25 protein-coding genes are annotated in these 24,040 nt (G+C 51.1%); 21 read left to right on the forward strand and 4 right to left on the reverse strand.

Features of this window, described 5'->3' with window-relative positions; all coding sequences use genetic code 11:
• Nucleotides 1–368: 368 nt before the first annotated feature.
• On the reverse strand, nucleotides 369–1,472 hold the full coding sequence (gene dnaN / locus ACPXXB_RS00410) for a DNA polymerase III subunit beta (RefSeq protein WP_423908220.1): 1,104 nt from the start codon (nucleotides 1,470–1,472) through the stop codon (nucleotides 369–371).
• A gap of 291 nt (nucleotides 1,473–1,763) precedes the next feature.
• Entirely contained in the window at nucleotides 1,764–3,110 is a 1,347-nt protein-coding gene (gene dnaA / locus ACPXXB_RS00415; protein ID WP_423908221.1) for a chromosomal replication initiator protein DnaA, read from the reverse strand.
• Nucleotides 3,111–3,514: 404 nt separating this feature from the next.
• Between dnaA and ACPXXB_RS00420 the strand changes: the two genes are divergently transcribed.
• Nucleotides 3,515–6,025 (forward strand): GcvT family protein, encoded by a 2,511-nt coding sequence (locus tag ACPXXB_RS00420; protein WP_423908223.1) that lies wholly within the window; start codon nucleotides 3,515–3,517, stop codon nucleotides 6,023–6,025.
• A gap of 302 nt (nucleotides 6,026–6,327) precedes the next feature.
• Here the strand turns inward: ACPXXB_RS00420 and ACPXXB_RS00425 are convergent, their stop codons facing one another.
• Both ACPXXB_RS00425 and ACPXXB_RS00430 read right to left on the reverse strand, forming a co-directional pair.
• Nucleotides 6,328–6,663: a hypothetical protein gene (locus tag ACPXXB_RS00425; RefSeq protein WP_423908225.1), complete on the reverse strand. Its 336-nt coding sequence runs from the start codon at nucleotides 6,661–6,663 to the stop codon at nucleotides 6,328–6,330.
• Nucleotides 6,664–6,726: 63 nt separating this feature from the next.
• The gene (locus ACPXXB_RS00430) at nucleotides 6,727–6,921 is read right to left on the reverse strand and encodes a hypothetical protein (protein WP_423908227.1); all 195 of its coding nucleotides are present in this window, start codon (nucleotides 6,919–6,921) and stop codon (nucleotides 6,727–6,729) included.
• On the opposite strand from ACPXXB_RS00430, the gene ACPXXB_RS00435 reads away from it, so the two are divergent.
• The 20 genes from ACPXXB_RS00435 to ACPXXB_RS00530 all read left to right on the forward strand — a co-directional run bounded on the left by ACPXXB_RS00435 (nucleotide 6,913) and on the right by ACPXXB_RS00530 (nucleotide 24,040).
• Nucleotides 6,913–7,215, forward strand: a complete 303-nt coding sequence (locus tag ACPXXB_RS00435) for an integrase core domain-containing protein (protein ID WP_423908229.1) — start codon at nucleotides 6,913–6,915, stop codon at nucleotides 7,213–7,215. The two genes, ACPXXB_RS00430 and ACPXXB_RS00435, sit on opposite strands and share 9 nt — an antisense overlap.
• Nucleotides 7,212–8,819, forward strand: a complete 1,608-nt coding sequence (gene pckA / locus ACPXXB_RS00440; protein ID WP_423908230.1) for a phosphoenolpyruvate carboxykinase (ATP) — start codon at nucleotides 7,212–7,214, stop codon at nucleotides 8,817–8,819. Before ACPXXB_RS00435 ends, pckA begins: the two co-directional genes overlap by 4 nt.
• Before the next feature lie 134 nt (nucleotides 8,820–8,953).
• A complete protein-coding gene (rsmG, locus tag ACPXXB_RS00445) occupies nucleotides 8,954–9,610 on the forward strand; it encodes a 16S rRNA (guanine(527)-N(7))-methyltransferase RsmG (protein WP_423908231.1) in 657 nt (218 codons plus the stop codon).
• A 2-nt stretch (nucleotides 9,611–9,612) separates the two neighbouring features.
• Nucleotides 9,613–10,404 carry a ParA family protein gene (locus tag ACPXXB_RS00450; RefSeq protein ID WP_423908233.1) on the forward strand — a complete coding sequence of 264 codons (792 nt, stop codon included), beginning with the start codon at nucleotides 9,613–9,615 and terminating at the stop codon, nucleotides 10,402–10,404.
• A gap of 13 nt (nucleotides 10,405–10,417) precedes the next feature.
• Nucleotides 10,418–11,350 (forward strand): ParB/RepB/Spo0J family partition protein, encoded by a 933-nt coding sequence (locus ACPXXB_RS00455; RefSeq protein WP_423908234.1) that lies wholly within the window; start codon nucleotides 10,418–10,420, stop codon nucleotides 11,348–11,350.
• 107 nt (nucleotides 11,351–11,457) lie between these two features.
• On the forward strand, nucleotides 11,458–11,985 hold the full coding sequence (locus tag ACPXXB_RS00460) for a peroxiredoxin-like family protein (protein ID WP_423908236.1): 528 nt from the start codon (nucleotides 11,458–11,460) through the stop codon (nucleotides 11,983–11,985).
• Nucleotides 11,986–12,148: 163 nt separating this feature from the next.
• Nucleotides 12,149–12,631 carry a hypothetical protein gene (locus ACPXXB_RS00465; RefSeq protein WP_423908238.1) on the forward strand — a complete coding sequence of 161 codons (483 nt, stop codon included), beginning with the start codon at nucleotides 12,149–12,151 and terminating at the stop codon, nucleotides 12,629–12,631.
• A 70-nt stretch (nucleotides 12,632–12,701) separates the two neighbouring features.
• Complete coding sequence (gene atpB / locus ACPXXB_RS00470; protein WP_423908240.1) at nucleotides 12,702–13,565, forward strand: F0F1 ATP synthase subunit A; 864 nt, start codon at nucleotides 12,702–12,704, stop codon at nucleotides 13,563–13,565.
• Nucleotides 13,566–13,630: 65 nt separating this feature from the next.
• Entirely contained in the window at nucleotides 13,631–13,867 is a 237-nt protein-coding gene (gene atpE, locus ACPXXB_RS00475; RefSeq protein WP_423910838.1) for a F0F1 ATP synthase subunit C, read from the forward strand.
• Nucleotides 13,868–13,927: 60 nt separating this feature from the next.
• Nucleotides 13,928–14,398 carry a F0F1 ATP synthase subunit B gene (locus tag ACPXXB_RS00480; protein ID WP_423908242.1) on the forward strand — a complete coding sequence of 157 codons (471 nt, stop codon included), beginning with the start codon at nucleotides 13,928–13,930 and terminating at the stop codon, nucleotides 14,396–14,398.
• A gap of 60 nt (nucleotides 14,399–14,458) precedes the next feature.
• A complete protein-coding gene (locus ACPXXB_RS00485) occupies nucleotides 14,459–14,995 on the forward strand; it encodes a F0F1 ATP synthase subunit delta (RefSeq protein WP_423908244.1) in 537 nt (178 codons plus the stop codon).
• Between the two features lie 173 nt (nucleotides 14,996–15,168).
• Complete coding sequence (gene atpA / locus ACPXXB_RS00490; protein WP_423908245.1) at nucleotides 15,169–16,728, forward strand: F0F1 ATP synthase subunit alpha; 1,560 nt, start codon at nucleotides 15,169–15,171, stop codon at nucleotides 16,726–16,728.
• A 291-nt stretch (nucleotides 16,729–17,019) separates the two neighbouring features.
• Entirely contained in the window at nucleotides 17,020–17,493 is a 474-nt protein-coding gene (locus ACPXXB_RS00495) for a hypothetical protein (RefSeq protein WP_423908247.1), read from the forward strand.
• 54 nt (nucleotides 17,494–17,547) lie between these two features.
• Nucleotides 17,548–18,408 (forward strand): F0F1 ATP synthase subunit gamma, encoded by an 861-nt coding sequence (gene atpG, locus ACPXXB_RS00500; protein ID WP_423908248.1) that lies wholly within the window; start codon nucleotides 17,548–17,550, stop codon nucleotides 18,406–18,408.
• 35 nt (nucleotides 18,409–18,443) lie between these two features.
• The gene (locus ACPXXB_RS00505; RefSeq protein ID WP_423908249.1) at nucleotides 18,444–18,722 is read left to right on the forward strand and encodes a hypothetical protein; all 279 of its coding nucleotides are present in this window, start codon (nucleotides 18,444–18,446) and stop codon (nucleotides 18,720–18,722) included.
• Between the two features lie 15 nt (nucleotides 18,723–18,737).
• Complete coding sequence (locus ACPXXB_RS00510; RefSeq protein WP_423908251.1) at nucleotides 18,738–18,998, forward strand: heavy metal-binding domain-containing protein; 261 nt, start codon at nucleotides 18,738–18,740, stop codon at nucleotides 18,996–18,998.
• Nucleotides 18,999–19,020: 22 nt separating this feature from the next.
• Complete coding sequence (gene atpD / locus ACPXXB_RS00515) at nucleotides 19,021–20,397, forward strand: F0F1 ATP synthase subunit beta (protein ID WP_423908253.1); 1,377 nt, start codon at nucleotides 19,021–19,023, stop codon at nucleotides 20,395–20,397.
• A gap of 21 nt (nucleotides 20,398–20,418) precedes the next feature.
• Nucleotides 20,419–20,838, forward strand: coding sequence for a F0F1 ATP synthase subunit epsilon (locus ACPXXB_RS00520; RefSeq protein ID WP_423908255.1), 420 nt, complete (start codon nucleotides 20,419–20,421; stop codon nucleotides 20,836–20,838).
• An 87-nt stretch (nucleotides 20,839–20,925) separates the two neighbouring features.
• A complete protein-coding gene (locus tag ACPXXB_RS00525) occupies nucleotides 20,926–23,445 on the forward strand; it encodes a DEAD/DEAH box helicase family protein (protein WP_423908257.1) in 2,520 nt (839 codons plus the stop codon).
• Between the two features lie 16 nt (nucleotides 23,446–23,461).
• The gene (locus ACPXXB_RS00530; RefSeq protein WP_423908259.1) at nucleotides 23,462–24,040 is read left to right on the forward strand and encodes an ORF6N domain-containing protein; all 579 of its coding nucleotides are present in this window, start codon (nucleotides 23,462–23,464) and stop codon (nucleotides 24,038–24,040) included.

The raw sequence follows: 24,040 nt of genomic DNA on the forward strand, positions 1-24,040 counted from the left end.
TCTTTGAATACAATGCTTTTGAACACAGGGTCTTAAGCACTGGCTGTACACGTAAAGGCACTCTTGGGGATCGGCGTACCCGGATAGCATCAGGGCGCAGGAGTCGGCGCTTTTTAAGGGAATTATATACTTAACTTCACAGAGGCTATATCGCTGGAGTTTCAGTGCGATCACAATACCGGCACGGCAATCCAGTTCTATCGGGTGTGTTTTACTGGATTCTTGCTTACGCAGGAATGCCGGCCGAATCCCGTATCTTTCGCAAACATCAAAATCATCTCGCATAGCCATCATATTAAACGACAACAAGGCCGATTTATTCATGTTTGCGAAGTTGCAGATATAATTCCTCTTTTTATACCGCGGGTTTAAATCCGCATGGGCATCACCAGCCAGGTTGATCGACTGTCTTCAGGTTGTTTAATGATGCAGAGTCCATTGGCTCCTTGTAGATGAAGTTCAACATTTTCAGTGCTGATCACCCTGGTTGCATCAACCAAATAGCTGGCATTATAGCCAGTTTCTATTTTTTCGCCCGCGTAGTCAATCTCCAATTCTTCAACGGCTTCCTCCTGTTCTGAATTATTCGCAGTAATACGCATAACCCCTGGCTCCAGCACAATTTTTACGCCCTGAAATCGCTCGGTTGTCAACACGGCGGCTCGGTTCGTGGTTTCAATAAACTCAGCTCTGTTTACAGTTATCATAATATTGAGTTCGGTTTCCAGCACATCCTTAAATTCAGGGAATTTACCATCGATCAGTTTTGTGATGAGGGTGGTTTCTCCTTTAGTAAGCTTAAGGTGGTTCTTGTTTATTTCAACCGTGATTGCTTGATCATCGGCCGCCTCCAGAAAACGATTAATTTCAATGATGGCTTTTCGTGGCACTATTAATTGTCTGCCTTCTTTGGTATCCAGCGAGATATCCACATCCGATTGTGCTAACCGGTGTCCATCCGTCGCAATAGCACGAAGACAATTTTGAGTCAGTTCGAGTAATATCCCATTTAAATAATAGCGGACATCCTGGACCGCCATGGCGAAAGCGGTCTTTGCGAGCAAGGTTTTAAGAGATAACTGACTGATTGTAAAGCGTTCTTCCCAAACATTATCTTCAATTCTCGGAAAATCACCGGCCTCCAGTGTTTTTAGTGTGTACCGGCTGCGACCAGATGAAACTATCACCTTTTCTGATTCATGTTTTAGGGAGATAAGCGCATTTTCCGGCAACATGCGCGTTATATCAAGTATTTTGCGCGAAGATACCGTAAATGCACCGTTATCACCAGTAACATCGGCTATGCTTTCTGAAATCTCCACTTCCAGGTCTGTTCCCACCAAGTTTAATTTACCATTAGCAAGATTAAAATAAAGGTTGGCTAATATTGGGAGGGTTTGCCGTTTTTCGACAACACTACTGACTAAATTTAATGCAGGTAGAAGATTATCTCTGGCTATTTTTATATTCATATTTAGGTATTTAGTAATAGTAATAGTAAAGCATGTGGACTTGTGGAAAACTCGAATAATCGGTTGTTTTATGGTTACTCTAGTGATTGTTTGCTGTGGGTATGTCCATAGAAAAGTATTGTAAAATGAAATAACAGATTGTGGGTAACTCTTTTCCACAAATCTGCCCACAAGCTATGTGCGGTTATCAAGTAAAACTTCACAGCATTGTACACAGCAGGAACTGATGTGCGGCGGGCCGACTCAAGCGCGCGACACGACCAAGGCACTTGCTTTGCCAGACGGGTAGTGCTAACCATCGAACAATCGGCGTAAGTTTTTTTGGTCTTCTTTCATTCTTGAATCGGATTGAACCAACTCTTCTATTTTTCTGCAGGCATGCAATACTGTCGTGTGATCTCGGCCGCCAAAGCGATCTCCAATTTGCGGCAAACTCATATTAGTGAACTGTTTGGCAAAGGACATAGCAATCTGGCGCGGCCTGGCAACGGCCCTGGCACGGTTTTTTGAGAGTAGATCAGCGACCCTGATTTTGTAATACGCGGCGACAGTCTGCTGAATATTTTCTATGCTGATTTGTGTTTCCTGATAAAGCAGTATGTCTCTAAGTGCTTCCCGCGCTAAATCCATATCAATGGGGCGTTCGGTAAAACTTGAGTTGGCTAAAATTCTGTGCAACGCTCCTTCCAGTTCTCTAACATTGGAATGCACTGTGTTGGCCACGAAAAATGCAACGTTATTAGGCAGATCGGCACCCCGTTCCAGTGCTTTCTTTTCGAGTATGGCGACCCGGGTTTCAAGTTCAGGCGGGTCTATAGATACCGTCAAGCCGCTGCCAAATCTGGATATAAGACGTTCTTCGACATGATTGATGGCTTTTGGGATTCGGTCGCTGGTGATAATGATTTGCCGTTGTCCTTCAAGAAGAGAATTAAAAGTATGAAAGAACTCTTCCTGGGACTGGGTTTTCTTGGCAAAAAACTGAATATCGTCAATTAATAGCGCGTCCAGAGAGCGGTAATACCGCTTAAATTCGTTCATGGTGTTGTTTTTAAGCGCCTTGACCATATCGTTGACGAAAAGCTCTGAATGAATATAAATGACCTTTGCGCCGGTGCCGCCGTCCAGCATTAATTGCCCGGCAGCCTGCATTAAGTGGGTTTTGCCTAGTCCGACCCCACCATAGATAAACAGCGGGTTGAACGCCTTGCCCGGGCTTTTCCCGACCTGTAAAGCGGCGGCTCGGGCCAGCTGATTAGACTTGCCTTCGACATGAGCAGCAAAAGTATAGTCCGTGTTAAGCACGCCGCCGGAATAGGGCAACGATGCACCTAGTTCATTTTCCTGAGACAAGGAGAGGCCGCTTGTAGTAGAAGACCGACCGCAGAGGGCATCGGCATGTTCCTGATGATAGCTTCCAATTTCAAACCGCACCGCGTCGATACCGATATCCATCGCCAAGATAGTGGTCTCGATTTGGCTGAACAAATTTTGCTTTACGTAGTTAAGCACGTAACGGTTTGGTGCAAGCAGGTTGAGCATGTTGCCACTAAAATTCGGATGCAGCGGCATAATCCAGGTATTAATATCGTCGGATGAAAGCTCAGTCCGCAATTTTTGAAGACAGGTATCCCACATACAAGGATTGCTCAAAGTTTGTTCACTCGCATTGAAGTTTTTGGTTACGCCCGGTTACACCCCAGGGGAACTGATATTCTCCTTGGCGTAATCAGAGAACCGATCTATGTTATTGTTTTTAAAGAATAATATAACGTTTTTATCGTTAAAACCATAAATGGGTTGTATTGTCCGACAGGGTTAGTTTAATCTTAATGACACTTTTTATCCACAGATATCTGGACTTTTTCCCTAAAAAATTAGAGCAAGACGACATCGGCTCAATGGCAGTTGAAAAACCGGTAAAATTGGAATGTCGCGCAATCATGTAAATCGATGTCGCATTAAGACCTTGTCGCATAAATTGCAAGCAAACGATAAACTATCCCGAAAGTCAATGAACAAATACACTTGAGGCAGAAAACATGAAAACCCAGGCAAAAGCGGTGGTCATCGGCGGTGGCGTGGTTGGCGTCAGCACGCTGTACCATCTGGCGAGAAAAGGCTGGACCGATTCGGTCTTGCTTGAAAGAAAAGAGTTGACCTCGGGATCAACCTGGCATGCCGCCGGCTTGTTGCCCTTGTTCAATATGAGCTACTCGGTCGGCAAGCTGCACCAATATTCGGTAAAATTTTATCAGGAACTGGAACAAGAAACGGGTTTGGCCGTAGGCTTTTCACAGGTCAGCAATATCCGCCTGGCGTGTACTGAAGATCGCATGGACGAGTATAAATATTATGCTGGAGTCGGAAAAACGGTCGGCGTGGAAACAAAATTTTTAACTCCGAAACAGGTCAAGGAGATTTGGCCAATGTGCAATACTGAGGGGCTGGCAGGGGCAATTCAACACCCCGAAGATGGCTATATCCAACCCAATGATTTAACCACAGCGCTTGCCAAAGGCGCGCGCAACCGAGGTGCTGAAATCTATCGCCATACCAGCGTGACCGGCATTGAAAAACGGGGTGACGGGTGGCGAGTCAAAACAGAGAAAGGCGACATATCCTGCGAGCATGTCATCGCTTGCACCGGCAACTTCGCCAGAAAAACCGGGCAGATGGTGGGTCTCGATATTCCGGTCATGCCGGTGCAGCACCAATATATCGTTACTGAAGCCCATCCAGACATTTTGGCCAGAAAGGCGCACGGGCTACCCGAGCAAGGCGTGTTGCGCGAATCAGATGCCGGTTACTATCTGCGCGAAGAAGCCGGTGGCCTGTTACTGGGAATTTATGAATGCGGCGCGCCCTGCTGCTATGTGGATGGTCCCGCACCAGACTGCGAGAATGAATTGTTTCAGGAAGACCTGGATCGGCTTATGCCGCATATTGAGGCCTGCATTAGTCGGGTCCCGGCATTTGCAGAAGTCGGGGTGAAGCAGGCCTATAACGGCGCCATTGCCTATACTCCGGACGGCAACCCTATCGTCGGGCCGGCCTGGGGGCTCAGGAATTTCTGGCTAAACGAAGGCCACAGCTTTGGCATAACGGCGGCCGGCGGAGCAGGCTGGCAGTTAGCCGAATGGATTGTGGATGGCGAGCCGACGGTGGATATGATGGGGGTGGACCCGCGCCGCTTCGGGCCTTACGCTGCGCGCGGCTATCTGCGGGAAAAAAACGAGGAGGCGTACCGCAACGTGTTCACCAACCATTTCCCCGACGAAGAGCGCGCCGCCGCCACGCCGCTGAAAACCGCGCCCTGCTATGACCGCATGAAAGCGCTGGGCGCGGTCTTCGGGCACATTTACGGGTGGGAGCGACCGAACTGGTTCGCGCCCTTGGACTATGAGCTGCCCGCGGACGAGGTCGGCAGCGGTGACGTGCTGCTCAACAAAAACACCTCGCCGCCGCTGGAAGACGGCCGTATTGTAGAACGATATTCGTTTCGCCGGTCAAATTATTTCTCTTATGTGGGGCAGGAATGTAAACAGGTGCAGGAAAAAGTGGGGTTGCTTGATATGTCGGCGTTTTCCAAATTCAGGGTGACCGGGCCATGCGCTGAGGTCTGGCTGGAGTCTCTGGTGTGCAACCGAATACCCAAGGGCATCGGTCGAATAGGACTGTGTCATATGCTGTCGAGAAATGGTGGCGTGCGCGCCGAGTTCACGATTTACAAGACCGCAAACAATCATTATTACGTGGTCTCAGCCGGCGCTATGGAGCGCCACGACTGGGATTATTTACTTAAAAACAAACCGGCGGACGGAAGTGTCGAGCTGCAAAAAATAACCACCCAATTCGGCGTCTTGGTCATCGCCGGACCGAAATCCCGAGCCCTGCTTCAGAAACTAACCGATACGGATTTATCCGATGAAACATTCAAATGGCTGACCGGCAAGCCAATCAATGTTGGTGCTGCAAGCGCGAATGCGCTGCGGGTAAACTTTGTCGGCGAACTCGGGTTTGAACTACATCATCCGATGGAAATGCAAAACTATATTTTTGATGCGGTGATGGCGGCGGGCGAGGAATTTGAGATTAAGCCGTTTGGCATCCGCGCCATGGACAGCATGCGTCTGGAGAAATCCTATCGCTTGATTCCGCGGGAAATGTCCATAGAATATTCGGCGTTTGAGTCGGGCCTTGATCGGTTCATCCGCCTTGATAAGGAAAACGATTTTATCGGCAGGCAAGCCTTGATCGATTGGCAAAACCGCGGCGCCAAGAATGCGTTTGTCACCCTGCAAGTTGACGATATAACGGATGCCGATGCACGCGGCTCGGAAGGACTTTACAAAGGCGGCGAACTGGTCGGTCGAGCAACCTCAGGGGGTTATGGATTCAGAGTTGAAAAATCATTGGCCCTGGGATTGGTTAAGCCTGAATTGGCGACCATCGGCACCACGCTCGAAATCGAAATTCTGGGGAAGCGGCATGATGCGACGGTTATTGAGGAGTCGCCCTATGATGCCGAGAACATAGTCCTGAGGTCTTAACGGGATGGGCGCTGCGGAGACCCGGCGGCAGAATAAAGTTCCAACAAAATAATCGGCCGCTGCACAGAATAAGGAAATCCTGAATCAATCACGCTGCTTGTATAAGTTCAGATACCTTTGGCGCTCCGGTGCAGAAGGAGAGCCATGCAACATCAGCATATCGGATACCGAACAAAGGCTTTGCCGCATAGCCTGTTCAGGGCAGCTTTGGGAGATGACTTCCAGAAATGCTCAAGAACGCCTTAAAATCCTCGGTTTCTTCGCGGATCATGGCGCAGCCGCGACCGGTGATGCCTTTGATGTCAGCCGCACAACCCGGTATCGCTGGAAACAGTGCGCCAAGCCAGCGACGACCCGGCCGCCCTGACTGCCAAATCCTGCGCGCCCCGATGCTGGTTAGGGAAATCGGTCAACTGCGCGAGCAATTTCCCAGCCTCGGCACAGCCAAACTGCGGGTTTTGCTGCGACCTTGGTGTAGGCAGCAAGACATTGCGCTGCCCAGCGTCTCCGCCATCGGCCGCATCATCGCCCGCGACCCAAACAAAATGCGCCACGCCTCCACTCGACTGGATGCCCGCGGTCGCCACAAACCGCTCAACCGCAAGCCCAAAACCCGCAAACCCAAAGGCTTCAAGCATCCACCGCTTGAAGTGTTCGCCTGCGATACCGTGGTGCGCCTGCGCGATGGCCTGCGCCGATACCTATTCACCTTCATTGACCCTCACTCCCGCTTTGCTATCGGCTTTGCCGCCAGCCAGTCCAGCCAGCAGGCTGCCATCGCCCTTGACGCGCTGTGTCAACGGCTGCCAAAACCGCCGCGCTTCAGGATCGAAGACAACGGCTCGGAGTTCATATGACGCTTCCAGCAACGCCCCGATGCCCACGGCATGACCCACTGGCGACCTTATCCCCGCTTGCCCAGAACGACCGCCCATGCCGAGTGCTTCAACCGCACCATCCAAGAGCAGTTGGTCGATTATCACGAGGATCAACTATTCCATGACCTGGCCAGCTTTAACCGCAAACTGGCCGACTGGCTACTCGACTGCAACACTGTCCTGCCCCATCATAACCTCGGCTTGCAATCTCCTGCAACTTCCTCATCCATAATTAACCCGAGTGCCATAGGGGGTGAGTTTTTATACGCTGCTTATGAAAAACCGGGAAAATCGATTAGAATAGAGGCATGACGACCCAAATTGACCTCACTCAGTATGGCATTCGCGACACAACGGAGCTGATTTACAACCCCTCGTTTGCATTGCTGTTCAAGGAGGAAACCCGGGCGGATTTAACCGGGCATGAGCGTGGCATGCTGACCGAAAGCGGTGCCATAGCGGTGGATACGGGGGTTTTTACAGGGCGCTCGCCCAGCGATAAATATATTGTTCGAGACGATCTCACGCGCGACACCTTTTGGTGGTCGGATCAAGGGGAGAATGACAATCACCCCCTGTCCCAGGAAAACTGGGCCGACCTTAAAATCATCGTTACTGATCAATTATCGAACAAACGGCTATTCGTGGTGGATGCGTTTTGCGGCGCAAACCCCGGCAGCCGATTATCGGTTCGTTTCATCATGGAAGTGGCCTGGCAAGCACACTTTGTCAAGAATATGTTTATACGGCCAGGCGCTGAGGAGTTGGTGGAGTTTGAACCGGACTTTATTGTGATGAACGCGGCCAAGGCAACCAATGCAAACTGGCAAGCCATGGGCATGAATTCAGAAAACTTTATTGCGTTTAACCTGACTGAAAAAATGCAGCTCATCGGCGGCACCTGGTACGGCGGCGAAATGAAAAAGGGCATGTTTTCAATGATGAATTACCTGTTGCCCTTGCGCGGCATGGCATCGATGCACTGCTCAGCGAATGTCTCCGAGGACGGTGCAACAGCAATATTTTTCGGTTTGTCCGGAACCGGAAAAACCACTCTGTCAACAGATCCGAAACGGCGGCTGATTGGCGACGATGAACACGGCTGGGACGATCAAGGCGTGTTTAACTTTGAAGGCGGCTGCTATGCCAAGACCATCGGATTGAACGAACAGGCCGAGCCGGATATTTATCGGGCGATCAGGCGAGACGCGCTACTGGAAAATGTGGGTGTCAGGGAGGATGGCACAGTCGACTATGAGGACCGCTCAAAAACGCAAAACACCCGGGTTTCCTACCCCATTTATCACATCGACAATATTGTCAAACCGGTTTCCAGAGGCGGCCATGCCAACAAGGTAATCTTCCTGTCGGCGGATGCCTTTGGGGTGTTGCCGGCGGTTTCAAAATTGACGCCAGAACAAGCAGAATATCATTTTTTATCCGGGTTCACGGCAAAGCTGGCAGGCACAGAACGCGGTGTTGACCGACCAGTACCGACTTTTTCAGCTTGTTTTGGCGCAGCATTTTTAAGCCTTCACCCGACAATATATGGCGAACAACTGATTCAGAAGATGCAGGCTGCTGCGGCACAGGCTTATTTAGTCAACACCGGATGGAACGGCAGCGGCCAAAGAATATCACTAAAAAACACCAGAGCGATTATTGATGCCATATTAAACGGCAGCATCAAACAAGCGTCATTTAATATTATTCCATACTTTGGTTTAGCGGTGCCGGAAACCCTGGCCGGAGCCGACACCGACATTCTTGATCCGAGGCAGACCTATGCCAACCCGAAAGAGTGGGCTGAAAAAGCGAAAACCCTGGCCGGGTTGTTTGAGGAAAATTTCCGAAAGTACGAAGACACCGCAGCGGGCAAGGCGCTGGTTGCCGCCGGGCCCTGCGTGTCCGGTTAGGAATATCTAAAGCCCGCGTCCAAGACCCGGCGGCAGAGCGGTTGATTTGATAAACCAAGTGTTTCGGCGAAGTCGCGCAATTTCACGGATGATAATGCGGTTGGCGGTCGGTTGCCCGAAAACGATTCGAAACCATGACAAAACCGCGATTTAACGCACAAAATCTAATCAAAGGCTGTGAGCGGATTGGGATTGTCATCAATGCGCATCAGCAAAGGAGCCTGTTAACCCATATTGAATTATTAGCAAAATGGAATGCCCGCCTGAACCTCACCGCGATCGAATCAAAGGATGACATGATTAGTCGCCATATTCTGGATTCGCTGGCCATCCAGCGTTATGTCATCGGCAGTACCCTGCTGGATATTGGCAGCGGCGGCGGTTTCCCCGGGCTGCCATTGGCAATCGTCAAGCCACAGTGGCAAGTTACCTTGCTTGATAGCCGAGGCAAAAGGGTGGAATTTCTGCGAAACTGCATTTCAAATCTGGCATTGAAAAATGTTTCGCTGGTAAAAAGCCGGATTGAAAATTACCAACCACACGGAAAATTTGATACGCTTACCGCCCGTGCGTTTTCATCCTTGCCGGAATTAGTTCGACTCAGTCAAGCAAGCCTCAGCAAGGGCACCCGGTTATTGGCGCTTAAAGGTCGATTTCCAGCAAAAGAAATTGCAACCCTGGCAGATGAATTGTCCGAACTGCCTGAACAAGCGCGACCCAGACTAACGATTGAGAAACTGGAAGTGCCTTTTTTGGAGGCCCAGCGACACTTGATCATTATTGATTTTTAACATTGGCGAGAATAATTGCAATAACCAACCAAAAAGGCGGGGTCGGCAAAACCACCACCGCTATAAATCTGGCATCTTCATTGGCCCATGCCGGGTATAAGGTATTATTGATTGACACCGACCCTCAGGGTAACGCCACGGTGGGCAGCGGCATTGCCATGCGTGAACTCGAAGCGACCGTCTATGAAGTGCTGCTAGGCGAAACAAGCATCGCTCAAGCCATTATCCCGACCGAATACAAATTCCATATACTGCCATCCCACCCTGATTTGGCTGGCGCCCAGGTGGAAATGACCCAGCTTGAAGCCCGCGACCAGCGCCTGGACCGGGCCTTGAGCGACATCTCCGAAGGGTTTGATATCATGCTAATAGACTGCCCACCGGTGCTGAATGTCCTCACTATAAACGCACTAACCGCAGCCACAGAGGTGCTAATCCCGGTTCAATGCGAATACTATGCCTTGGAAGGGCTCACCAGTTTGATGGAAACCATTCGCCGGGTTCAACAAGGGCTCAACCCGAAGCTGGAAATTCTCGGCTTAGTCAGGACCATGTATGATGGCAGAAATAACCTGGCTATCGAAGTCTCCGAGCAATTACAAGAGCATTTCCCAGACAATCTGTTTCGAACCCTGATTCCGAGAAATGTGCGTTTGGCCGAAGCCCCAAGTTATGGAAAGCCGGTTTTGGAATACGATCAACAATGTGCCGGATCCCAGGCATACCTGGCGTTGGCCAGCGAATTGTTGCGCCGAAATACGGTTAACCGCAAGCCGCTCAGGAACATTAACTAAGGGCAAACAAACAATGGTAAAAAAGAAAGCAAGGTTGGGCCGAGGTCTGGGAGCATTGCTCGGAGACGTGAAAACCACAATCCAGGCTGAGCAACTGCCGCCCGAAACCAGAAGCGATCGGGCCGGCCCCGCGGGCTATCGTGAAATTCCGATCGAACAACTACAACGCGGAAAGTATCAGCCAAGAGTGCGCATGGACAAAAATGCGCTGGCTGAATTAGGGGAATCGATTAAATCCCAGGGCGTAATACAGCCATTGTTGGTGCGGTCATTGGGCAAAGGCCCGGTGGCAAGCCAATTCGAAATCATCGCCGGAGAGCGACGCTGGCGCGGCGCGCAACTTGCCGGGCTGACGACGGTTCCCGTAGTGATACGGGAAATTACCGATCAAACCGCCATGGCCGTGGCGCTGATTGAGAATATTCAACGGGAAGACCTCAACGCCATCGAACAAGCCAGAGGCTTTAAGCGTTTGCTCGAAGAATTCGGGTTAACCCATCAGGAGGTGTCTGAGACGGTAGGCTGCTCGCGCACGGCGGTGAGCAACTTGTTAAGACTGCTTGCGTTGCACCCCGCGGTTCAAAAAATGGTCGAAAACAGCGAAATTGATATGAGCCATGCCCGATCGTTACTGGCGTTGCCGGAACAAGCGCAGCCTGAAATCGCTAATCATGTGAGTAGTCAGGGCCTGTCTGTTCGGCAAACCGAACGACTGGTCAGGAAATGGGCCAGAGCCAGGGATGAGGCCAGAGATAAGACCGGAGCAGGCACGACTAAAACCAGGAAAAACCAGCAATCGGACGCAGACATTACCCATTTGCAAGACGATCTTTCGGCGCGCTTAGGCGCAAAAGTGGATATTCGGCATGGCGCGAAGAAAGGCAGGCTTATTATCCACTATCATTCTCTGGATGAGCTGGATGGTATTCTTGGGCGCATAAAATAACGGCAGCGCCTTGAATATCAGGCCTGAACCACGATTTTCATGCAATCCTTCTTCATAAAGCAAAAGGAGGATATAATGTGAGCGCTGCAAATTGAGACAAAAGCACGATGACTTTAAAAACCCGCCAACCGGTTCCAGAATTATCGATCACAACGGTGGACGGTCCGACCTGGACCTTGTCCGAACAACAACCGGAAAATTTCACGCTGATAGCATTTTATCGTGGATTACACTGCCCTAAATGCAAATTGTCGTTGAACGACCTGAATCGTAAGGCCAATGACTTCAAAAATCTGGGCGTGACGGTGGTGGCAATTAGTTGCGATTCACAAGCGCGCGCCGCCACGGCTAAACGGGATTGGGAGCTTGATAAACTTACTGTTGGATATGGATTATCCATCGATTCTGCTCGTCAATGTGGGTTATATATATCTACCAGCAACGGCATGACCTCAATTGGAGTTGAAGAGCCGGAGTTATTCTGCGAGCCTGGATTGTTTGTGATACTATCAGACGGCGCTTTATATATGACGGCTATTCAAAGCATGCCTTTTGCCCGACCCCATTTCGGTGAAGTGTTGCCAGCACTGCAGTTCATTATCGACAAAGGTTACCCGGCTCGGGGCGAGGCTTGAGTTTGCTTGGGGCAGCCAGGCAATACATAAATCGGCGCTTGGTTGACCGACCATCTGGCGCCTTTACAATTCGCCGCTTTTAACGGCAGTCTGATTGCCGCAAGAGAAAAAACAGCCCGGGAAATGAATCATGGCACCATGTAAATGGATGTAAAATGGCTCCATGAACAGTGGTAGCGAAAACCGGGGCGCCGAAAAAATTGGTAACGAGGTGATGCTGGAGCAAAGCGTCAAACGTGTTTTGAGGTTGCAATGTATTGTCTTAGTGTTATTATTACTTGGAATATTCGCTTTTTATGCGCTGGTTTTTCTGTTTTCGGCAACTGAGATTGTTAGTGAAAGCAAGCCGGGAAACTTTGCGGCGTTAACCGCTAAACTCAAAGCCTCGATTTATGGTTCTATGCTGGCGATTTCGGGTACAATACTCAGTGCTAGAAGTGTTAACAGGTCCAGCCAGGCAACGAGTGACTTGTGCCATTCGGCGATGGCGCCCATATATTCAGGACTATTGAATAAATTGGTTATTGTCGGTGGTGGCATTGCGTTGGGTCTGATTGTGCTTGGCCTTGAGCCCATATTTGTTGTGATCGGTTATTTTGTGGTGCAGATGGCAGCGGCCAGCCGATTGGTAATGAACGAACATTAACGATTAAGTCCAGAATATGTTTTCTGGGCATTTAGAACGATATATTTATATTTATATTTATTGAAATTAAATGGCATCGTCAGAAGCGATTACCTCCACTGAGTTTATTCGTCACCACTTAACCAACCTGACCTTTGGGCGGCACCTTGATGGCCATTGGGGGATGGCGCAGTCCGGTGAAGAAGCGGCGGAAATGGGCTTCATGGCAGTGCATGTGGACAGTTTGTTCTGGTCGTTCACGCTGGGCGTCCTGTTCCTGTGGATTTTTCGCAAGGTCGCGAAATCGGTGACTTCCGGGCAGCCGGGGATGATGCAAAACTTCGTCGAATGGATTGTTGAATTCATAGACGGCAACGTGCGCGATTCATTTAGCAGCAAGAACGATTTAGTCGCCCCCATGGCGCTGACGTTGTTTTGCTGGGTTTTCCTGATGAATCTGATGGACCTGGTTCCGGTGGAGGTGTTGCCAAGAGCCCTGGACCTTGTTGGCATTCACTTTCAGAAAGTGGTGCCCAGCACCGATCCAAACATTACATTTGGCCTGGCGCTGAGTGTTTTTGCGTTGATGATCTACTACAGCATCAAGGTAAAGGGCCTCGGCGGCTTTGCCGCGGAATTGACCATGCAACCGTTCGAAGCAAAAAATTTGGCACTGAAAATACTGTTCATACCGGTAAACTTTTTCCTTGAATTCGTCAGCATGATCGCAAAACCAATTTCCCACTCACTGCGATTGTTTGGTAACATGTACGCGGGAGAGATGATTTTTATTCTCATCTCATTGATGTTTGGCGCAGGCGTTACCCTGACCTTGTTCGGCGGCGTACTACAGTTTATCTGGGCGGTTTTTCATATCTTGATTATTACCCTGCAAGCGTTTATTTTCATGGTATTGACGATTGTCTATATGGATATGGCGCACCAGCATCACTAACATCGGGACGCATTTTTATTTTATTGATTTTATTGATTTTTTAAGCCAACTTCTACTTATCGGAGATTAAGATGGAACAAGCACTTTTATATATCGCAGGCGGGATTATGATGGGCCTTGGCGCATTGGGCGCTGCTGTCGGCATCGGCATCCTCGGTGGTCGCTTCCTTGAGGGCGCGGCCCGCCAACCTGAGTTGATTCCAATGCTGCGCACTCAATTCTTCATTGTCATGGGGTTGGTCGACGCCGTTCCCATGATCGCGGTCGGTATTGCCATGTACGTCTTGTTTGCAGTGGCCTAAGGTTGCCTCAAGGTCAATGAACCCAAGACTAACTTTAACGACAAATAGAGGCGATTCGAGATGAATCTGAATCTCACACTGGCTTTCCAGGTGCTGTTTTTTATTGGCTTTGTCTGGTTCAGCAAGAAATTCGTTTGGACGCCGATCATCGGCGCGCTGCACCAGCGCAAGACCCAAATCGCCGACGGCCTCGCGGCCGCGGAAAAAGGGCAGATGGCGGAGCAACAAGGGCATGACCAGGCACAGAGGGTCATTGCCGAAGCCAAAAATCAGGCAAACAAAATTGTTGGCAAAGCCGAAAAACGCGGCGCAGAACTGGTTGATGAAGCCAGAGACAACGCCAAACAGGAAGGCGAACGCATCGCCGCCGCCGCTCAGGCGGAAATTGACACCGAACTCAATAAGGCCAAAGAAACGTTGCGCCGACAAGTCGGCGAACTGGCGGTGGCCGGGGCGCGACAAATCCTGAAGCGCGAAGTGGACGGCAAAGCCCACGCCGAATTGCTTGATGACTTGGCGGGAAAACTTTAGCCCAAGTAAAGACTAAATAAGTAAACGCCAAACAAACGCTAATCAATAACCTCCAAAACCATGCCCGCCCAAAGTAATATTGCCAGACCATATGCCCAAGCCTTATTTGAATTGGCTCAGGAACAAAAGGATCTGGCTGGATGGGCTGAGCGATTGCAGTTGCTGGCAGTCGTGGCGAGCGATAAAACCTTAATCAATTTAGCACGTGACCCGCGTATTTCTTCGGCGCAGTTAGCGGAATTGATAGTCGATGTTTGCAGCGATAAATTAAACGATGGCGGGAAGAATTTGGTGAAGCTGCTGGTCCGAAATGGGCGAGTCAATGCAATGGGCGATATCGCGCAAGCCTACGTTGTGCTCAAAGCCGAAGCGGAAAAAGTCGTGGCAGCGAACATGATTACCGCCGCGCCAATCAATGAGAGCCAGCAAAAACAGTTTGCCGAGGCGCTCCAGTCCAGGCTGGGCCGAAGCGTCAACCTTGAATTTGAAGTTGATGAAGAACTTATCGGCGGCGCGGTGATTCGTGCCGGGGACTGGGTGGTTGATGGCTCGGTAAAGGCACAACTTGAACAACTTGTAGGTGCCCTGAGTGCTTAAGCCCGGAATACATGACCTTAAATACCCGATTAGAGGCACTTCGCAAACATGAAACCATTAGAGCTACGCATAACCCTGAGCAAGTCTATTTTTTCAAAGATACGAAGGCTCGGTGTCCGTACCACAAAAATATATTTATTCCCTTGCGGGAGACAACTCGAGGTAAAAATTCAATGTCCATTCAATTGAATCCGTCTGAAATCAGCGCACTGATCAAGGATCGAATCAAAAATTTCGAAGCAGACGCGCAAGCGCGCACCGAAGGCACTATCGTGATGCTGACCGACGGCATCGCCCGCATCCATGGGCTGTCGGATGCCATGCAGGGCGAAATGCTCGAATTCCCCCCGCTTGACGGGCATGCCACCTTCGGCCTCGCCCTCAACCTTGAACAAGATTCGGTGGGCGCGGTGGTGCTGGGCGAATACAAGCACCTCTCGGAAGGCGATACGGTCAAGTGCACCGGTCGCATCCTTGAAGTGCCCATCGGCGAAGGTCTGCTCGGGCGCGTGGTGGATTCCCTCGGCCAGCCGGTGGACGGCAAGGGCCCGGTCGACTATGCTGGCGCCGCGCCCATCGAAAAGGTCGCACCCGGGGTGATCGCGCGCAAGTCGGTGGACCAGCCGGTGCAGATCGGGCTGAAATCCATCGATGCCATGGTGCCCATCGGCCGCGGCCAGCGCGAACTCATCATCGGCGACCGCCAGACCGGCAAAACCGCGGTGGCGGTGGATGCCATCATCAACCAGAAGGGCACCGGCATCAAGTGCATCTATGTCGCCATCGGGCAGAAAGCGTCCAGCATCGCCGCGGTGGTGCGCAAACTGGAAGAGCACGATGCCATGGCGCACACTATCGTGGTGGCCGCGGCCGCCTCCAACTCGGCCTCGGAGCAGTTCATCGCCCCGTATTCCGGTTGCACCATGGGCGAATACTTTCGCGACAAGGGCGAGGACGCGCTGATTATTTACGACGACCTGACTAAACAAGCCTGGGCCTACCGCCAGATTTCACTGCTGCTGCGCCGTCCGCCGGGCCGCGAAGCCTATCCTGGCGATGTGTTCTATCTTCACTCGCGCCTGCTTGAGCGCGCCGCGCGCATCAACGAAGACGCGGTGGCAAAACTCACCGACGGAAAAGTCAAGGGCAAGACCGGTTCGCTGACCGCACTGCCGATTATCGAAACCCAGGCCGGCGACGTGTCCGCGTTCGTGCCCACCAACGTAATTTCCATCACCGACGGCCAAATTTTCCTCGAGACCGACCTGTTCAACGCCGGCATTCGCCCGGCCATCAACGCCGGCCTCTCGGTGTCCCGCGTCGGCGGGGCCGCGCAGACCCCGATCATCAAGAAACTCGGCGGCGGCATCCGCCTCGCGCTTGCCCAGTACCGCGAACTCGCCGCCTTCTCCCAATTCGCCTCGGACCTGGACGAAGCCACCCGCAAGCAGTTGGAACGTGGCGAGCGCGTGATGGAAGTGATGAAGCAACCCCAATACCAGCCCATGTCGGTGGCCGAGATGGCGTTGTCATTGTTCGCCGCCAACGAAGGTTATCTGGACGATGTCGAAGTCGGCACGGTGGTCGCCTTTGAAGCCGCCATGCAGGCATACATTAAATCCAGCCACGGCGAGATGATAGATGAAATTAACGGCAACCCTGAATACAACGACGAAGTCGCCGACAAACTCCGCGTGGCGTTGGAGGATTTTAAGAAGAATGGGAGTTGGTAGGGACTCGCCGCCAGAGCCGTCTCATGAACTACGCCGAACACATAACCAAAGGAAGTCAACCATGAAGTTTGCCGTAAAAAATTTGGTGATTGTCGCAATCGTTACCCTCGCTAGGTGTGGTTAATACAGAGAATGAGAAAGAAAACACAATCAAGTTTCCCATCACTTATGAGGTTGCCCCAACTGATGACGGTGGCAGTTTCGTTGTTCAAATATGGGGGCTAGAGGATTTTTAGTTTTTGGATGACCAAAATACTGCCCCCTTATTAATCAAACCCACGGAGTATGAAAATGACTGTTGATAAAACGCTTTTTGTGCTGTATGGCACATGGAACACTGGCAAGACCACTACGATTACGAAAACACGTGATTTGCTAATGAAACTGCCAGATGCTACTAAAACAGAATACAAACCAGATGCTCCAGACTTCACATGCATTATTAAAGTAGGGGGTATTCGTATCGGAATTGTGAGTGATGGTGACGTGCCAGGTAATGTAAGAAACGCAATTAAATCTTTCCAAGATAAAAATTGCCACGTCATTATTTGTGCATGCCGTACGAGAAAAACAAAAGGCTCTGCAAGAGAATATATTGACACCCTTTCCGGATGCTATAATTCCTATTGGTTTCGCACATCCACAATATATAATGCCCGATGGCTTGCCAATGAAAAAGAGAGAGAGTGCAAAACGTATAACCACGATACAGCGAAAGTGATTGTTGGCATGATAAAGAGACGTATCAACGCTAACCGGCAATAACCAAAAATCAGGGTTTGCTCCTAATCACCCAACCGTAACCAACCGTAACCAACCATGCCCGGCGCCAAAGAAATCCGCACGCAGATCAAGAGTATCGGCAGCACCCGAAAAATCACCAAGGCCATGGAAATGGTTGCGGCCAGCAAAATGCGCCGCGCTCAGGAACGTATGCGCGCGGCGCAGCCCTATGCGCGCAAAATGCGCACCGTGGTCGCCCACCTGGCCCACGCCCATGCGGAATACAAGCATCCCTACACCATTGAGCGCACAGCCAAAGCCGTCGGCTACATTATCGTCTCCAGCGACCGCGGGCTATGCGGCGGGCTCAACATCAATGTATTTCGCAAGGCGGTCAACGCCATGTCGCAATGGCATGACCAGGGCGTCAAGGTCAAGGTTGTGGTCATCGGCAAGAAAGCCAGCGCGTTTTTCAAACGCTTCAATGCGGAAGTGGTCAGCGAGGCGGTCGGTTTGGGCGATGCGCCGCAGTTGGAAGAGCTGGTCGGCGCGGTCAAGGTAATGATTGATGATTATCTCGAAGGCGGCATTGATCGCTTGTTTGTGGTCAGTAACGAATTTGTCAACACCATGACCCAGAACCCGAATGTTGAGCAACTCATCCCCATTTTGCCCAGCGATGAAAAACAGTTGGATCATTATTGGGACTATATCTACGAGCCGGATTCCAAACCAGTGATTGATGTGTTGATGGCGCGTTATATCGAGTCGCTGGTTTATCAGGCGGTGGCCGAAAATTCCGCCTGTGAGCAAGCGGCCAGAATGGTAGCAATGAAAGCGGCGACCGATAATGCGGGCAATTTGATTGATGATTTACAGCTGGTGTACAACAAGGCCCGACAAGCGGCGATAACGCAGGAGTTGTCGGAAATAGTTAGCGGCGCGGCGGCGGTTTAGCTAAATTTTCACAGAATTTTTATTTGGAGAAAACTATGAACATGCAAACAGATTCTAGCAACCAACCTTATACCGCAGTTGAGTGTTACAACAAGCATATACGGCTTACATATGTGAAAAATTCCGGCTGGAAGGTGCCTGCTGTGCGCATTCAAGTTCGGGAGGGTAATGGTCACTTGAGGCAAGGGCCGGAAATTCCTGTTGAGATTATGGGAACTGTTGCAAGTAGTTTGATTGATTTACTCATTAAGAACGGCAAATCAATTAGCCAAGATATTTTAGCGAGAGAAATATTGAAGGCCATTTTAAAATAGCAAGCGGTAGATACGATGACCGAAATTATATTGACAACCACGTCTTCGATTGAAGGCAAGACCATAAAGGAATATTTCGGCATCGTGAGCGCGCAATCGAATCAGGTGTTGGACCGTACTCATGTAGCTCAGGGTGTAAGCGGGGCGTTAGACGAAGTGGCAAACAGGGCAAGTGAACTTGGTGCGGATGCAGTTGTTGGCATGCAGTTTGTGGGTCCAACCGCGCACTATTACGACACGATTCACATATACGGCACCGCCGTAAAATTCAAATAACTTTTTTACACTGGTAAATAAAATGCAAGGCAACATCGTAGAAATTATCGGCGCGGTGGTGGACGTTCAGTTTCCCCGCGAGAGCATCCCCAAAGTATATGATGCGCTAAAAGTATCAGAGCGCGGCTTGACCCTGGAAGTGCAGCAGCAGATGGGCGACGGCGTGGTGCGCTGCATCGCCATGGGCTCATCCGACGGCTTGAAGCGCGGCCTTGAAGTCGACAATACCGGCGCGCCGATTTCGGTGCCGGTCGGCGAAGGCACGTTGGGCCGTATTATGGATGTATTGGGCGAGCCCGTGGACGAGGCTGGCGCAGTTAAGGCGGAGAAGCGAATGCCGATTCACCGCCCGGCGCCGACCTATGAAGAACAAGCCGCCAGCCTCGAATTGCTGGAGACCGGCATCAAAGTCATCGACCTCATCATGCCCATCGCCAAAGGCGGCAAGATCGGGCTGTTCGGCGGCGCCGGCGTGGGCAAGACCGTGGCCCTGCTTGAACTCATCAACAACATCGCCACCGCGCACAGCGGCTTGTCGGTGTTCGCCGGCGTCGGCGAGCGCACCCGCGAAGGCAACGATTTCTACCACGAAATGACCGAAGCCGGCGTGCTGGATAAAGTGGCGATGGTGTACGGCCAGATGAACGAGCCGCCGGGAAACCGCCTGCGCGTCGCCCTCACCGGCTTGACTATGGCCGAATACTTCCGTGACGAGGGCCGCGACGTGCTGATGTTCATCGACAACATCTACCGCTACACGCTGGCCGGCACCGAAGTGTCGGCGCTGCTCGGGCGCATGCCGTCGGCGGTCGGCTATCAGCCGACCCTGGCCGACGAGATGGGCGCGCTGCAGGAACGCATCACCTCCACCAAGACCGGCTCCATCACTTCCTTTCAGGCGGTGTATGTGCCGGCGGACGACCTCACCGACCCGTCGCCGGCGACCACTTTCGCCCACCTTGACGCGACCCTGGTGTTGTCGCGGCAGATCGCCGAACTCGGCATCTATCCTGCGGTTGACCCGCTTGATTCGACCTCGCGCCAGCTGGACCCGCTGATCGTCGGCAACGAGCATTACGCCGCCGCGCGGGCGGTGCAGAGCATCCTGCAGCGTTACAAGGAACTGCAGGACATCATCGCCATTCTCGGCATGGACGAACTTTCCGAAGACGACAAACTTGCGGTCGGACGCGCTCGGCGCATGCAGCGCTTCCTGTCCCAGCCCTTCACCGTGGCCGAAACTTTCACTGGCACGCCGGGCAAATACGTCCCCCTCAAGGACACCATCGCGGCGTTTCAGGGCATCGCCAACGGCGACTATGACCACCTGCCGGAACAGGCTTTCTACATGGTCGGCGGCATCGAAGAAGCCATTGAGCGCGCCAAAGAACTGAGCTAGCCACCCGGCCCAAGGCAAACCATGTCCACCATTCAAGTCGAAATCGTCAGCGCCGAACAGGAAATCTGGTCCGGCGAGGGCACCATGGTATTTGCCCCGGGCGAAGTGGGCGAACTCGGCATCGCCCCCAAACACACGCCCCTGATCACCCGCCTCAAATCAGGCGATGTAAGGGTTCAGCAAGAAAACGGCGAAGAGCAATTCTTCTTCATCTCTGGCGGCATCCTTGAAGTGCAGCCGCACGTGGTCACCATCCTCTCCGACACCGCCATCCGCGCCGTCGACCTCGACCAAGCCGCCGCCGAAGAAGCCCAAAAACGCGCCGAAGAAGCCATGCGCGACCAAACCTCGGCGATGGAATACGCCCGGGCCAAAGCCGAACTGGCCAACGCCGTGGCGCAGTTGCGGGCGATTGAAAAACTGAGAAAACTGAAGAGCTAAGCTGCCCCCGTTTGTGCGGCGCCTGCTGGCGCATGGACTTTGACGCTGGCGGCAACTCAGGGATGGCGAAGTCCAATAATAACCGCCATGGCCAATTCCAAAGAAGCGCAGGCCAGAATAAAAATCAATAATCTGCTTGAAAGAGCGGGCTGGCGGTTTTTTGATGATGCAAAAGGGCCGGCCAACATCCAACTTGAGGCGAATGTAAAAATCGCCCAAAAAGACATTGATGCTTTTGGCGAGGATTTTGAAAGCACCGAGAAGGGTTACATTGATTTTCTGCTGCTGGATGAAAAAGGGTTCCCTTATGTCGTCCTGGAGGCCAAAAAAGAAGAAAAAAACCCGCTGGACGGCAAAGAGCAAGCGCGCCGCTATGCTCAATCACAAAATGCCCGCTTTGTTCTGCTGTCGAACGGCAATCTGCATTACTTTTGGGATTTGGAGCGCGGCAACCCGGAAGTCATCACCGAAATTCCAACCCAGGAGTCGCTGTCAAACCGCTTGGATTTTACGCCAAACAACAAACGCTTGGCGGAGGAGAAAGTTGCAGTCGATTATATCGCGCTGACGCAAAAGCCGGATTATAAGGACGACCCGCGCTATCAAAATGAAGCGACAAGAGGAAAATATATCCACGATGAAGGCTTGCGGATTCTGCGCCCATACCAACTTAAAGCCATTCAAGCGTTGCAGAAAAGCGCGGACAACGGCAACGACCGCTTTTTGCTTGAAATGGCGACCGGTACCGGAAAAACCCTTGTGGCCGGTGCGGCGATCAAACTATTCCTGCGCTCCGGCAATGCGAAAAGAGTGTTGTTTCTGGTGGATCGCCTGGAACTGGAAGAGCAGGCGCATAAGAATTTCTCCCACTATCTGAAAAAAGATTGCCATGCCGTGATCTACAAACATAATCGCGATGATTGGAAAAAGGCGGAGATTGTTATCTCAACGGTGCAAAGTTTCACTTCCCAGGACAAATACAAAAAACTGTTCTCGCCAACGGATTTTGAACTGGTGATTTCCGACGAGGCGCATCGCTCAATCAGCGGCAACAGCCGCGCCGTGTTTGAGTATTTTGTCGGCTACAAACTCGGGCTGACCGCAACGCCGAAAGATTATCTCAAAAACGTTGATTCGCAAAACCTGGCCGCCGAAGATCCACGGGCATGGGAGCGGCGGCAATTATTGGACACCTACACGACTTTCGGTTGCCCGAGCGGCGAGCCGACGTTTAGATATACTTTGCTGGATGGCGTGAAAGGTGGCTATCTAATTAATCCGGTCGCGGTTGATGCGAGAACTGACATTACCACCGAGTTGCTTTCGGAAAAGGGATACGCCGTAATGGTGGAGAATGAGGAAGGCGAGGAAATCGAAAAAAACTATTTCCATTTGGACTTTGAGAAAAAATTCTTTTCAGAGGCGACCAACCAAATATTTTGTCAAACGATTATCGAGAATGCTTTGCCCGACCCGATCAGCGGTGAAATCGGGAAAACGATTGTGTTTTGCATCAGCCAAAAGCACGCCGCCAAAATCACGCAAACCTTGAATCAAATGGCGTATCAACGCTGGCCGGACAAATACAATTCTGATTTTGCCGTGCAGATTACTTCGAATGTCCAGGATGCCCAGCAAATGGCGATCAATTTCGCCAACAATAATCTTAACGGACGCACAAAATTTCTGCCCGGCTACAAAACAAGCAAAACACGAATATGCGTTACCGTGGGCATGATGACCACCGGCTACGACTGCGAGGATATTATGAATCTTGCCTTGCTCCGACCGGTCTTTTCGCCGACTGACTTTGTGCAAATTAAAGGGAGAGGCACACGCAAATTCACCTTTGCGTATAAGGATGAAAACGGCGTAGCGAAAAAAGCGGACAAGGATAAATACAAGTTCTTCGACTTTTTCGCCAATTTTGAATACTTTGAGGAGAAGTTCAATTATGACGAAGTGCTTGTTATGCCGGTCAAGCCGAAAGGTGCGGGCGGTGGCGGCGATGACGACAAAGTGGCGTACGTTGATCAAATTGAAATTTTCGACCCCGACAAAATCAGGCTGTTAACCCAAACGTTAGTCGGCGTCGAGGGAATGAAAGTTGACCGAAAATTGTTTGAAAGAGCCAAAGAAAAAATCCAGCAAGACAAAGAAGTAAAGCAAGCCGTTGCTCAAGAGCAGTGGGAAAAGGCGATAAAAATCCTGCGCGAACGATACGAAAACCAGCCTGAACTCTATCTAACCCTGTATAAAATCCGTAAAAGCGAAAATCTCGACCGTCGCTTGACCTGGCGTGAGTTTCTGGAGCGCACCTTTGGCTTGATCGACGCATTCAAGTCAAAAAACGAAAAACTGGAAGAAGAAGTTGATAAGTTTATCTCCATCCATAAACCGGAGAGCCAGTATGTCCCGCATATTCGCAACTACTTGAAAGCATATGTTACGGATGAGCGCTTTCGTGAAATCATCAACTGCGGGAGTTTTGCCGAACTCAACGTGTATCCCGGGTTTTCCATGGGGGAATTCAAGGCGCTTGGCTATTGGCGGAAGACCGTGCCGGAATATGTGAAAGACTATGTTCCCTTGAATCAGTATATGTGATTCTGAAAAAAGCGACATGACAGCCGGGCCCGAAAAAACCGCGCCAACGATCCAGATTGAGCGTCACATCCTCCTTGTTCGCGGAGAAAAAGTCATGCTTGATGCTGATCTTGCGGCCCTTTATGGAGTGGAAACCAAGGTTCTGGTGCAGGCGGTGAAACGCAATATCGAGCGCTTCCCCGCTGATTTTATGTTTCAACTCAGCAAGGAGGAATTTGATCGTTTGCGGTCACAAACTGTGATCTCAAACCAAGCCCCGGCGGTTTTGAGGTCACAAATTGTGACCTCAAAACGGGGAGGGCGGCGCTATCCCCCATATGCCTTCACCGAACAGGGTGTCGCTATGCTGTCAAGCGTGTTGCGAAGCAAGCGCGCGGTGCAAGTCAATGTTGAAATTATGCGCGCCTTTGTGCGCCTGCGACAGATGCTGGCGTCCAATAAAAAACTGGCGCAGCAACTCAACGATCTGGAGCAGAAATATGACGCACAATTCAAGATGGTGTTTGAAGCCATCCGTGAACTTATGATACCGCCGGACAGCACAAAAAAGCGGCCCATCGGCTTTATCTGGAACGACAAGAAAAATAACCGATGA

The sequence above is a fragment of the Candidatus Spongiihabitans sp. genome (assembly GCF_965237845.1).
In the GTDB taxonomy this organism is placed as follows: Bacteria; Pseudomonadota; Gammaproteobacteria; order Arenicellales; family Poriferihabitantaceae; genus Spongiihabitans.